Raw genomic sequence first — 12,647 nt, 5'->3', positions numbered from 1 at the left:
GAGACGTTTTTCATGCGCCGTTCGACTGCCGCCCTGTTCTGGAGTTCCGCCGCATTTCTGGCCTCGGCCGCGCCCGCCGCGCTCGCGCAGGGGAGTGCGGCCGAAAAGGTCACCATCTATCGCGACAGCTTCGGCGTCCCGCATGTCGAAGGCGAAACGTCGGACGCGGTGATGTTCGGCGCGGGCTATGCGATCGCGCACGACCGCCTCGCCGCGATGGAACTCGCCCGCCACAACACGCAAGGCCGCCGCGCCGAGCTGGTGGGCGCCTCGGCGCTCGACACCGACAAGATGATGCGTGGCCGCAAGTTGTCCGATACCGAATTGATGACGCGCTATCGTGCGCTTGCGCCCGAGCATCGGAAGATGATCCGCGGCATGGTCGACGGCATCAACAAGCGCATCGACGAGGTCAACGCCGATCCCGAAAATCTGACCCCGCTAGAATTCATCCGCTGGGGGATCAAGCCGACCCGCTGGACGCTTACCGAATATCTGGCGCTTATCACCGCTGCGCCGCTGGGCCGCGACACCTATGAAATCCGCAATCTCGAATTTCTGAAGGCCATGACCGACCGTTATGGCGCGGCGAAAGCGTGGCAGATCTTCAACGACGTCGTGCCGATTTCCGACCCCGATTCCCCGACGACGATCCCGGCGGGCGACGACCGCGCACCCGCGCGCCCGGTTCCCGTGCCCGTCCAGTCCGCCACCCAGCTTCCCAAAAGCCGCGATGTCGCCTCCGCCGCCGAACAGACCGCGCCGCCGCTTCCGGCCAAGGGCGCGAGCCGCTGTCTGGTGATCGGGCCGCAGAAGTCGGCCAGCGGCAATGTCCTGATGCTGGAAGCAACAGCCGACGGCCCCGAAATCCACCTGCAGGGCGGCGGCTTCGACAATGCGGGCTTCGGGTCGACCGGCTGGGGCGTCCCGACGATGGGGCGCGGCGCGCAGCACGGCTGGCTGCTCGTGTCGGGCAGCAGCGAAGCCGGCACGACCTTCGCCGAAAAGCTCAATCCGAAAAACCGCTACGAATATTGGTACAAGGGCGCGTGGAAGAAGATGGAGCATCGCACCGAGACCTTCCGGGTCAAGGATGCCGCGCCCGTCACTCACGATGTCGCGTGGACGATCCACGGCCCAGTGATTGCCTGGGACGTCGAAAACGGCACCGCTTACTCGCAGCAGATGGGCGTCCACGGGCGCGAACTCGACACATGGATCGCCTTCGCCGAGATGGGCCGCGCGAAGAGCCTGACCGAGTTCAAGGAAAAGGGCGTCGACCGGCTCGGCTGGAATCTCGGCGCCTGCTATGGCGGCGAGGACGGCACGATCGCCTATTTCGAAGCAGGGGCGTTGCCGAAAAAGGCCGCCGGGGTCGACCCGCGCCTGCCGACGCCGGGGACCGGCGAATATGAGTGGACCGGCTTTCTGACCCCCGCCGAAAAGCCGCAGATGATCAATCCGCGGCAGCAATATTTCATGTCGTGGAACAGCAAGGCGACGGGCTGGTCGCAGGAAGGCGACAACGCCCGCATCGGCGCGACCTTCCGCACCTGGCTCGGCGACCGGCTCGCGAAAGACGGCCAATCGCTGACCCTTCTCGACATGCGCGAGTTCAACGGCAAGATCTTCAACGCGCTGGGCGCAGTCGACCGCAATCAGGCCGCGCCCGACTTTTTCGCGCCCTATATTCGCAAGGCGATCGAGGCGAGCGACGATGGCGAGGTCAAGCGCGCCGGCGAATATATGCTGGGCTTCAACGGCCTGTATCAGGACCGCGATGGCGACCAGCGCTACGACAATCCCGGCCTCACCCTCTATCGCACCTGGTTGCAGGTCGCGCCGCAGATCGTCTTTGGCGACGATATGGGTGACTGGTGGAAGAAGATCGATGCCGACCGATATCTGACCTATCAGTCGAGCTTGCTGCTCCGCGCCTTTCAGGGCGATGCCGCGGGCGCGCCGCTGGCGGTCGATTATTTCGGTGGCCGCGACCGCACCGCGGTGATGATCGACACGATCAAGGCGACGCTGGCTGAGGTCAAGACGCGCTTTCCCGGCAAGGATATGGCCGAGTGGAAGCAGCCGATCTTCTGGAAATATTTCGACGCCTCGCTCGAAACGCCGGACCGCCCGCAGATGGCCGAGGATGCCCCCGAGCGCCGGCTGTCGGCGGTGCTTCGCCTCGGCCCGAAGATGGCGCCGCACAATGGCGGCGAAAGCTGGGTCGGGCTGATGGAAATCGCCCGCGACCGGCGGGCGCTCTATTCGGTGATCGACGCGGGCGGGCAGAATCTGTTCATCGATCCGAAGGGCCAAGGAAATCCGAACCTGGCCGACCAGACGCTGATGCACGAGACGAACGAACTCAAGAAGATCACGCTCGTCCCGGATGAGATCCGCAGGACCGCGAAGTCCAGCGTGACCCTCGAATACAGTCCCCCGGCGCGCTAGCGCGATGCGGCGGGGCTATTTGCCCGCCACCGCTCCGCCACCGGTCGCCTTGAACGCCTGCTCCAGCCCCGGGACGAACGCCGCGCCAGCCTTCAGCTCGACCCGTGATCCGGCAAGGTCGTCGCCATAGGGCTCGGCTGGCCCATCGAGGCATTTAGACAGGAAATGCTCGGCAATCGCGGCGAAGGAAATGTTCGTCGCGTCCTTCGCATAAACATGCCCCTCGTCGGGATAGAAGGCATAGGTCACCGGCTTGCCGCGCGCCTTCATCGCATCGACAATTTCCTGCGACTGGTCGGGAAAGATGCGCGGATCGTTCGCCCCATTGGTGACGAGCAGCGGCTTTGTGATCGCATCGACGCGCGCGATCGGCGAACGCCGCATCAGGTCGGCGGCGCCCTCCTTCGTTGAGGGGTCGCCGACGCGGTTGACGAACTGCGGGCGCTGCCAGGTCCACCAGTCGGGCATCAAAGCGACCTGCTTTACCAGATTGCTCGGCCCCGCCAGATCGACGCCGCACTGGAAGGTGTCGGGGGTAAAGCTCAGCGACACGAGCGTCGAATAGCCCCCGTAAGAGAGCCCCATTACTGCGACGCGATCCTTTGTCGTCACGCCCTTGTCGATCGCCCACTGCACTCCGTCGAGCAGATCGTCGTGCATCGTTTCGGACCATTTCCGGTCGCCCTTCGACATGAAATCGCTACCGAACCCGCCCGATGCACGAAAGTTCACCGACAGCACGGCATAGCCGCGGTCGGCGAGCCAGGCGTGCTGCGGATCGAAGGCCAGATCGTCGCGCAGCCACGGCCCGCCATGGACGAGCAGCACCAGCGGCACCGGCTTCACCGGCATTCCGTTCGCACCGAGCTTCGCGCCGGGCGGCAGCGTCAGATAGCTCGGCAGGCTGAGACCGTCGCGCGCGGCGATCGTGACCGGCAGGCGCCGCCCCAACGCGCGCGTCTCCAGATCGGGCCGCGTCGACAGCAAGGGCGTCAGCGTCCGGTCCTTGCGGTTCCACCAGCTATAGCGGTCGGGCCGGTTCGGCACCGTTTCAAGCAGCAGCCAGCGCGCATTGTCGGGGGTTTGCCCGGCGATCCTGAACGGGCCGGCGACCGCTGCCTCGAGCGCCGCGAACTCGGCGCGTGCCGTGTCCGAACGCACCGTCCACTCGCTCACCAGCGGGTCTTCGCGCGTCGCGAGCAGCGCACCACTTTCCTCATCGAGCAGAGGCTCGACGATATCGGCGCGCATGGCGGCCGCGAGCAGCGTCTTTTTGCCCGTCGCCAGATCGACCGAGACGAGGTTCGCCTTGTCCCCGTCGCGGCTGTCGAGCATCGCGAGTTGCCCCTTCGCGTCGAGCCCGAAGATCTTCGAATTGCGAAGCGAGGCCAGCGGGATCGTCATGAACTCGCTCGGGCCGGTCGGGTCGAGCCGGAAATAGGTCGACGATCCGTCGGCATTGCCGCGAACGCCCATGCGAATGTTGAAATCGGGATCGGCGACGACGTCGATATAATTCGGCGCGTTGCGGAACACTTCGGTCCGCTGCCCGGTGGCTAGGTCGATGCGATAGATATCGCGGTAGCGCCGGTCGCGGATGTTCATGCCGACGAGGATCTCGCCCGGACGCTTTTTCGACACCTTTACGATCTTCGTCAGCACCGCGGGATCGTTCGTCGCGTTGATGACCGTCTGCTTCGCGGGATCGGCGATCCAGAGTTGGTTATGCTCCTCGCCCCCGACGTCCTTCTGGATCAGGATGAAACGCCCGTCGGCACTCCACTGGAACGCGTCGGGCGGACGGTTGTCAAAACGGGTGACGGATTTTGCCGAAGCCGGATCGTCGATCGGCGCGACCCATATATTGAGGACGCCGTTCAACGGGTGGAGAAAGGCGAGTTGCTTTCCGTCGGGGCTGATCTGCAGTTCCGAATAGGTCGGCGCGCGGAAGAGCAGGTCGCGCGGCACCAGCGCCGAAGTTTCCACCTGCGAAGCGGGCTTGGCCGAAGCAGTCGGTGATCCGCCGGGCAGCATGACCGCGCAGATGGCGACGGCAGTCCAAGCCATGACACGCGCGTTGCGGCGCGGCGATGACCGGCGCAATATGTTCGAACCCATCTTCCCTCACTCCCTGAAAACCGCCCTCGCCCGTCGGCCCATTTATGGCTTCGGACGAGGGGGCATTTCCCTCGACCAGCACAGACTGCCAATCGACGCACGCAAGGGCCAATGCAGAATATGGATCAAACCATGCATGACGGGAAGGCTGGGCGATCGCCCGCGATCGGTTACAAGGGCGCCACGAGCCGGAGGGAATTGCACGATGGAAATGGCCTGGCTGGAAGATTTTGGCGCCCTGATCCGCGCGGGAAATTTCTCGCGTGCCGCGGCAGCGCGATGCGTGACGCAGCCAGCGTTCAGCCGCCGCATTCGTTCGCTCGAAGACTGGCTGGGAGTCGAGCTTGTCGATCGCAGCACACACCAGATTGTCCTGACCCCCGCGGGCAAGCGTTTCGCCGCGATAGCCGAAACCGTATTGCGCGACATCGAACACGGCCGCCGCGAGGTGCAGGAGATAGCGGGCACATCGGCCTCGACGGTCAAAATTCTCGTCACCCACGCGCTCGCGCTGAACTTCTTTCCGCAATGGCTCGCCCAGCTTCAGGCGATGATGGACACCGCGATTCCGATCCAGCTCAATGCCGACAATATGGGCGCGTCGGAACAGATCATGCTCAACGGGAAAGCGCATTTCTGTCTCTGCTATTTTCATGGCGGCGCCCCATCGGTTCTCGATGGAGCCGGTTTTCAGTCGATTTCCCTCGGCGCCGATGCGCTGGTTCCGGTCAGCGCGCCACGCGACGACGGCGGCGCACCGCTTCACCCACTCGTCAGTGAAGGCCGCGACCCCGTCAATCTGCTCGCTTATGGCGCGGAATCAGGCATGGACCGCATCGTGTCGTCGATGCTCAGCACCAGTTCGATGCCGACCAGCTTCACGCCCGTCTTCACCTCGCACACGCTGGTGCTCGCACGCATGGCGAAGGACGGCAAAGGTCTCGCATGGCTTCCGCTAAGTATCGTCGCCGAAGATCTGGCGAAGGGTGCGCTGGTCCGCGCGAGCGACGAGGTCTGGGACATTCCCGTCGATGTCCGCCTCTATCGGCCTCGCGGCCGGCAATCACCATCGGCCGAGACCTTCTGGCGGCTCGCGGCGGTATAGATGCGCCACGATGGCCGGCACGCCAACATGCTTACGCAGAGGCATAATTCCATCCGCAACAGGCATTGGCCGTTGCCGTCCCATCCCTGTTAGTCGCGGTTCGAGACAAGGGCGCCGCCCGGATCGGGGTTGCCCGGTTTCCGGCCGGCGAAAAGGGATTTGGAGCTCCGCCTATGAAACAGATTGTTCCGGTCGAAGCGGTCGTCTTCGACCTTCTGACGGCTCTGCTCGATTCCTGGTCGCTGTGGAACGGCGCGGCTGGGTCGGCCGCGGACGGGCTGCGCTGGCGCCGGGCCTATTTGACGCTGACCTATGGCTGCGGCGCCTATCGCCCCTATGAGGATCTGGTTCGAGAGGCGGCGAGCGAGGCAGGCCTTGCCCTCGCCGCTGCCGACGCACTGACGGCGCGCTGGAGCACGCTCCAGCCTTGGCCCGAAGTCTCGCGCGTGCTCGGCGCGCTCAGCGCACGCGGTATCCGGCTCGGCGTCGTCACCAATTGCTCGACCACGCTCGGGCGGCAAGCCGCGGATCGCGTCGGCGTGCCCTTCTCGGCCGTGGTGACCTCCGAAGAAGCGGGATATTACAAGCCGCATCCGCAGCCATATCGCGCCGCGCTCGACCGGCTTGGCAGCGACCCCGCGCGGACGTTGTTCGTCGCAGGGTCGCCCGCCGACATTCCGGGTGCAGCCGGGGTCGGTATGCCCGTTTTCTGGCACAACCGGGCGGGGCTGCCGTTCGTCGCTGATACGGCGCGGCCCTTGCTTATTGCGGACACGCTCGATCCGCTGGAAGAGCTGGTTTTGTGAAGGGACAAGCGAATATGTTCGAGAGGCTGGATACGCCGCGTCTGATCCTCGATTCCGCGCGACTGACGCGCAACGCGGATCGGATGCGCGCGCGCTGCGCCGACCTCGGCGTCATCCTTCGCCCGCATCTCAAGACCGCCAAATCGGCCAATGTCGCGCGCATCGCCGCCGGTGGTGAACGGGGACCGATCACCGTCTCGACGCTCGCCGAGGCCGAATATTTCGCCGCCGCTGGCTGGCGCGACATCCTCTATTCGACCGCAATAGCGCCGGGAAAGCTCGCCCGCGCCCACCGCATCCAGCACGAAACCGGCGCTCGACTGCTGTTCGTCGTCGACGACCACGACGCCGCCGCATTAATCGGGCAGACGGCAGCAGCCCTCGACGCGCGTTTCGGCGTCCTGATCGAGGTCGATTGTGGTGAACATCGCAGCGGCGTCGAACCCGCGTCGCCCGCGCTGCTCAAGGTCGCCGACGCCATCGCGTCCGCTGCGCCCTACCTCGAACTCATGGGCATCATGTCGCACGCGGGGCATTCTTATGCCTTTGCCGAGTCCGAGCCCGTCCGGGCGCTGGCAGAGATCGAGCGCTTCGCCGCAGTGTCTTCGGCCGATTATCTCCGCGAGCGCGGCTACCCATGCCCCATTGTCAGCATCGGATCGACACCCACTGTCCTCTTCGCCGGACATCTGGAGGGCGTGACCGAGGTGCGCGCCGGCATCTATCTGTTCCACGATCTGGCCCAGCTCTCGCGCGGCGTCTGCACGCAGGAGGATATAGCCGTCTCCGTGCTCGCGACGGTGATCGGGCATCAACGCAACGGTCCCAGCCTGATCCTCGATGCCGGCGCACTCGCCCTGTCAAAGGACGTCGGCGCAAATCGCTTCCTGCCCGAGGCGGGCTATGGCCTCGTCTGCGACGCCGTGACGCTCGAACCGCTCGGGTCGCTCGCGGTCACGGTGGTTCATCAGGAGCATGGCAATGTGCCGGTTCCCGACGACAGCTGGTTCGCCCGCCTGCCAATCGGCAGCCTTGTCCGCATCCTGCCGAACCATGCCTGTCTGACCTGCGCCGCCTATACATCCTACGATGTACTCCAGGCGGGGGAGATCATCGCGAAATGGCCGCGCACTGGCGGGTGGTAACTATATTCGGAGAATGAAATGAGCCAGAAGCTGACCGAAATCCGCTGCGCCGACGCCCCGCCGCCGGGCGGCCATTATGCCCAGGCAGTCCTTCATCGGGATACGCTCTATGTGTCCGGCCAACTCGGCGTGACCAAGGACACCCCCGAGGCGGATAGCGTGCCGGTCGCCGATCAGGTGTTCTTTGCGCTCGGCAATATCGAAGCGATCGCCCGCGTCGTCGGCGCAGCGAAGGAGGATGTCATTCGCTGCACGCTCTACGTGACCGATGTCGCGCATTGGGGCGAGGTCAACGCCGCCTACGCCAGCTTCTTTGGCGCCCACCGCCCAGCCCGTTCAATCGTTCCCAGCGGCCCGCTCCACTACGGCGCACTGGTAGAGATCGAGGCCGTGGTCGCGGTGGGCTGATCCCGCTAACCGCGACGCCACTGATCAGAACCCGCTTTTCGATGTGATCGACGGGAGCGCGACCCAAATTGGGTTGCCACCGCCAGCGCGACGCAGATGTTCGTTCCTTCGGAATCGAACGGCAACTTTGAGGCAGACGTCCCGCGACCGGTTACGACTGGGATCGGGCGCGAAGCGGCAACTTGGGATACAGCCAAAAATACCCCCAAAGAGGAAGAGTTGAGCAGCGATTCACGAGTTCGCGGCGAAAGCCAACGTTAATATTTCAATGGGTTAGCTCGCCCATGTCGATCAATGTGGTAGCCACCCGATCCGGAAATTATCCAGTTATTTCAATTATTTATATAGGTTGGTAGCGGAGGAGGGACTCGAACCCCCGACACGCGGATTATGATTCCGCTGCTCTAACCTGCTGAGCTACTCCGCCCCGAAAGGCCGCCCGCGTCGGGCGAGCCGCGCCTATAGGCAGGGTGTGGCCCCGGGTCAATATCATGTACGCGCACGGTGAAAATTGCGTGCGAAGGCCGGCTGCCAAGGCCCGCCGAGATAATGATACGCCGCCAGTCCGGCGATCTTCAGCGGGCGCGGACGAAAACCGGCGGACAGCCTTGTCAGCAGTTCCCTCGCCTCTCCCGCGCTCACTTTATTCTGGACCGTGATGTGCAGGCGCGGCGTTCCCCGGTCCTGCGCGGTCAGCATCCCAGCAAAATGATCGGCGATGCGGTCGCGGATAGCGAGCAAGTCAGGACTGTCGATCCGGAAGGCCACCCCCTGCCCCAGCGAATAGACCTCGCGCAGGTTCGCGGCGGGCGGCGGCGTGTCGGCCGCGATTGCGCGCACCAGGCGATCGAGTTCGTCGATGCATGATGGCGGCAACTGATGGAACAGGGTGATATGAGCCGCGAGATGATTGCGTTCGGGCGGGAAATGGGCGCTTCGCAGGACGTCGAAATAGCGCTGGTCCGCCGCACCCATCGTCGCAGTCACGATGATGGGCACGGCGCCAGCGGTCCGGTTGGGAGGGGGGAAGCCCGGGCCGGCTAATACGAGAAGTGATGGTCGAGGCAGTTTCGGGGGAGATTTGCCGTCGTCCATGGGACGCCCTTTCTCGTTGGCACCGCAATGCCGTAAATCCGCCGCACGATCCAATCGATTGATCGGCTTAGAATGATCGGCCAAAGCGATCACTCTTCCGATCGAATGTCAGAGCGCGCTCCAGAAAGCCTTGAGCGCCGCGGTAACCTCGACCGGCCGCTCGGCGATCGCCCAATGCCCCGCCCCTTCGATGACGGTTAGCGGCGTACCGTTAGTCGCTGCGTAGCGTTGCGCGACCGTCAACTCGACATAGGGGTCGCCCTCACCCCAGATCAGCGCGCCGTTCGCGGGCAATTTAGGAATGTCGCGTGCCCAGTCATGCTCGAAGCTCAGCCCCTTTGCCGAGCGATAGAGTTTGAGGATGGCACGGCGCTTGTCCTTGTTTTCCCACTGCACCGCTTCCTCCTGCGCGATGTCGGCGGGCATACCCTGTGCCGCGAGGCCATCCGCAAGCTTGTCGGCCTTGCTCAGTGCCATGAATATCTCGCCGAGGATAGGCGTGTTCCAGATGCGCGCGATCCGATGGCCGCGATATTCCGGTTCGATCACGGCGTTGGAAATCGCCCAGCTGCGGATCAGGTCCGGGCGGAGCATCGCGACACGCTGCGCGATCAGGGCGCCCCAGTCGTGACCGACGATATCGATCGGACCATACGCGGCAAACAGGCTTTCCGCCTGCCCTACTGCCCAGTCGGCATAAGCCTCTTTGGTGGCCGCAAACCCGTCCGGCAGCGGCGCCGTGAAACCGGGGAGCGCGGGAACGGCGACGGGCGTTTCGCCGAGGTCGAGGGCGGCGAGCAACGGCCGCCAGATCGCGGGACTGTCGGGCACGCCGTGGATGAAGAGTTTCGCGGTCATATGCCCTTCTCTCTCTCTTTCGACATCGTCATCCCGGCGGATGTGCAATCCGCCTATTCCATCTCGCCCCGCTCGCGGCGAAGCGCATACCATTTTTGCACATTGGCATTATGGTCGGCGAGCGTGCGCGCGAAGATGTGGCCGCCGTCGCCCTTGGCGACGAAGAAGAGATAGTCGTTCGCCTCGGGGTCGAGCACCGCGGCGATCGATGCCTTGCCCGGATTGGCGATCGGCCCCTGCGGCAAGCCGATCATGCTATAGGTGTTATAGCCGTTCACTGCCTGGATTTCGGAACGCAGGATGCGGCGCCCGAGCGGCTTGCCCTTGGTGATCGGGTAGATGATTGTCGGATCGGCCTGCAGTCGCATGCCCACCGCTAGGCGGTTGGTATAGACGCCCGCCACAGTGCGGCGTTCGGCAGCCACGCCGGTTTCCTTCTCGACGATCGAGGCGAGCGTCATCGCCTGGTTGCGATCTTTCACCGCGGTGCGCGACGTGCGCTTCACCCAAAGCTCGTTGAACGCCTTGTCCATCGCGGCCTGCATTCGCTTGACGACCGCGGCGCGGCTTTCGCCGGTGGTGAAGGCATAGCTGTCGGGCAGGATGCTGCCTTCAGCCGGTACGGGGATTTCGCCCTTCAGCCGCTTTTCGGCCATCAGCCGTTCCCACACCATGATCGAGGGCATGCCCTCAGGAATCATGACCATGCGCTGGATCGTCTTGCCCGACTGGAACAGTTCGAGGATGTCGCCCGCGTCCATCCCCTTTTCGACCTTATATTCGCCGGGCTTGATCGGATCGTCCGATCCGAAGAAACGCGCCTCGTTACGAAAGCTGGAGGCCGAGACGAGGCCAGCGTCCTCGAGAATCTGTCCCGCTTTGGCGATGCTCGATCCCTGCGGGATCACGACCTCGGCATCCTTTGGTGCGCCGCCCGAGCAGGCGGCGAGCAGGAGGGCGAAAATCGCGATCGTGAGCCAGCGGAACGGATGCACGATATTCTCCCTGTTCGGCGCCTTAAAGAGACAAAAGATACGGACGTGCGGACCGAAACTGTCTCCTTTGTCGCTTTAAGCCGAGGCCGACGACAAGGTGATAGAGCATGGCCGGGGAATGTAGGAAAGAGGTTTTGGCGTGTCACCAACATCGTCATTCCCGCGAAAGCGGGAACCCAGTTGCAACGGTTGCTCGCTGGGTTCCCGCTTTCGCGGGAATGACGAAAATATGGAGTGATGGTTTAATCGATCGCCTTGACGATGACGCTGGCGTTGGTGCCGCCGAAGCCGAAGCTGTTGTTGAGCGCGGCCTTCACTTCGCGCTTTCGCGCCTTGTGCGGCACCAGGTCGACGCCCTCGGTTCCTTCGTCGGGATTGTCGAGATTGAGCGTCGGGGGGACGATCTGGTCGCGGATCGCGAGGATGCAGAAGATCGTTTCGACCGCGCCGGCACCGCCGAGCAGATGGCCGATCGCCGACTTGGTCGAGCTCATCGACACATTGGCGATTTCGTTGCCGAACAGGCGCTTGACCGCACCGAGTTCGATCGTGTCGGCCATCGTCGAAGTGCCGTGGGCGTTGATATAGTCGATGTCCGCCGGGGTCATGCCCGCCTTTTTCAGCGCCATTTCCATCGAGCGGAACGCGCCCGAACCCTCGGGGTGCGGCGCCGTCACATGATAGGCATCACCCGACAGGCCGTAACCGACGACTTCGGCATAGATCTTTGCGCCGCGTGCCTTGGCATGCTCATATTCCTCAAGCACGACGACGCCGGCGCCTTCGCCCATCACGAAACCGTCGCGATCCTTGTCATAGGGGCGGCTCGCCGCTTCGGGGCGGTCGTTATAGCTCATGTTGAGCGCGCGCGCCTGAGCGAAGCCCGCGATGCCGATCGGGCAGATCGTCGCCTCGGCGCCGCCCGCGAGCATGATGTCAGCGTCGTCGTCGCGGATCATCCGCGCGGCATCGCCGATCGAATGCGCACCGGTCGAGCAGGCGGTGACGACGGCATGATTGGGGCCCTGCAGACCATATTTGATGCTGACCTGGCCCGAGATCAGGTTGATCAGGCGGCCGTGGACGAAGTGCGGCGAAACGCGGCCGGGGCCCTTTTCGGCGAGCAGCAGGCTTTCGCTTTCGATGCCTGGCAAGCCGCCGATGCCCGAACCGATCGAGCAACCGGCGCGCAGCTTCATCTCGTCGGACATATCCTCGAGGCCGGCGTCTTCGATCGCCTGCCCCGCAGCATCGATGCCATAGATGATGAAGGGATCGACCTGGCGTTGCACCTTGTGATCGACGCGCTTGGCGGGGTCGAAGCCATATTCATGGTCGGGGCCCTTCACCTCGCAGGCGATCGTGCATTTCTGATCCGACGCGTCGAAATGGGTGATCGTGCCCGCGCCCGATTTGCTCGCAAGCAAATTCGCCCATGTGGTTTCCACATCGGCGCCCAGCGGCGTCACCAAACCCAAACCCGTCACCACAACCCGGCGCATAGTCATTCCTTTCATCGGTCCCTGCGCCTGCAGGAACCCGCATCAATATCTTGGGCTACGCTTCTAGCGGAGCCGCGCGCATAAAAAAGCTCCCCGGCCACTGCGCGCAAGCGCTCGAGACCGGGGAGCCGGAAATGCGTGGACGGCGTCGCCGCCGCATC

Annotated in this window: 10 protein-coding genes and 1 tRNA gene; 5 read left to right on the top strand and 6 right to left on the bottom strand. The window is 64.0% G+C overall.

All coding sequences use genetic code 11. From position 1 onward, the window contains the following. Positions 1-12 precede the first annotated feature (12 nt). Positions 13-2,454: a penicillin acylase family protein gene (locus BLW56_RS18505; RefSeq protein ID WP_177176025.1), complete on the top strand. Its 2,442-nt coding sequence runs from the start codon at positions 13-15 to the stop codon at positions 2,452-2,454. Positions 2,455-2,469: 15 nt separating this feature from the next. Here the strand turns inward: BLW56_RS18505 and BLW56_RS18500 are convergent, their stop codons facing one another. Continuing rightward, positions 2,470-4,521 (bottom strand): S9 family peptidase, encoded by a 2,052-nt coding sequence (locus tag BLW56_RS18500; protein WP_177176024.1) that lies wholly within the window; start codon positions 4,519-4,521, stop codon positions 2,470-2,472. Between the two features lie 256 nt (positions 4,522-4,777). Here BLW56_RS18500 and BLW56_RS18495 point away from each other — a divergent pair, with 256 nt between their 5' ends. From BLW56_RS18495 to BLW56_RS18480, 4 genes are all read left to right on the top strand, one after another. Further along, positions 4,778-5,677, top strand: a complete 900-nt coding sequence (locus BLW56_RS18495) for a LysR family transcriptional regulator (RefSeq protein WP_093512470.1) — start codon at positions 4,778-4,780, stop codon at positions 5,675-5,677. Between the two features lie 173 nt (positions 5,678-5,850). Next, a complete protein-coding gene (locus tag BLW56_RS18490; RefSeq protein ID WP_093512468.1) occupies positions 5,851-6,483 on the top strand; it encodes an HAD family hydrolase in 633 nt (210 codons plus the stop codon). A 14-nt stretch (positions 6,484-6,497) separates the two neighbouring features. Then, positions 6,498-7,628 (top strand): alanine racemase, encoded by a 1,131-nt coding sequence (locus BLW56_RS18485; RefSeq protein WP_093512466.1) that lies wholly within the window; start codon positions 6,498-6,500, stop codon positions 7,626-7,628. An 18-nt stretch (positions 7,629-7,646) separates the two neighbouring features. Next, positions 7,647-8,036: a RidA family protein gene (locus tag BLW56_RS18480; RefSeq protein WP_093512464.1), complete on the top strand. Its 390-nt coding sequence runs from the start codon at positions 7,647-7,649 to the stop codon at positions 8,034-8,036. 350 nt (positions 8,037-8,386) lie between these two features. Here BLW56_RS18480 and BLW56_RS18475 read toward each other — a convergent pair. The 5 genes from BLW56_RS18475 to fabF form a co-directional block, all read right to left on the bottom strand. Further along, a tRNA-Met gene (locus BLW56_RS18475) sits at positions 8,387-8,463 on the bottom strand. Between the two features lie 62 nt (positions 8,464-8,525). Continuing rightward, entirely contained in the window at positions 8,526-9,011 is a 486-nt protein-coding gene (locus tag BLW56_RS18470) for a 2'-5' RNA ligase family protein (protein WP_093512623.1), read from the bottom strand. A 228-nt stretch (positions 9,012-9,239) separates the two neighbouring features. Continuing rightward, positions 9,240-9,989: an alpha/beta fold hydrolase gene (locus BLW56_RS18465; protein WP_093512462.1), complete on the bottom strand. Its 750-nt coding sequence runs from the start codon at positions 9,987-9,989 to the stop codon at positions 9,240-9,242. A 53-nt stretch (positions 9,990-10,042) separates the two neighbouring features. Further along, positions 10,043-10,984 carry an endolytic transglycosylase MltG gene (gene mltG / locus BLW56_RS18460; protein ID WP_093512460.1) on the bottom strand — a complete coding sequence of 314 codons (942 nt, stop codon included), beginning with the start codon at positions 10,982-10,984 and terminating at the stop codon, positions 10,043-10,045. A gap of 242 nt (positions 10,985-11,226) precedes the next feature. Beyond that, on the bottom strand, positions 11,227-12,486 hold the full coding sequence (gene fabF, locus BLW56_RS18455) for a beta-ketoacyl-ACP synthase II (protein WP_093512621.1): 1,260 nt from the start codon (positions 12,484-12,486) through the stop codon (positions 11,227-11,229). Positions 12,487-12,647 lie beyond the last annotated feature (161 nt).

The organism is Sphingopyxis sp. YR583, from assembly GCF_900108295.1.
Lineage (GTDB): Bacteria > Pseudomonadota > Alphaproteobacteria > Sphingomonadales > Sphingomonadaceae > Sphingopyxis.
The sequence above is the reverse complement of the archived record's forward strand: the minus strand, read 5'-3'. Positions and strand labels throughout refer to the sequence as shown.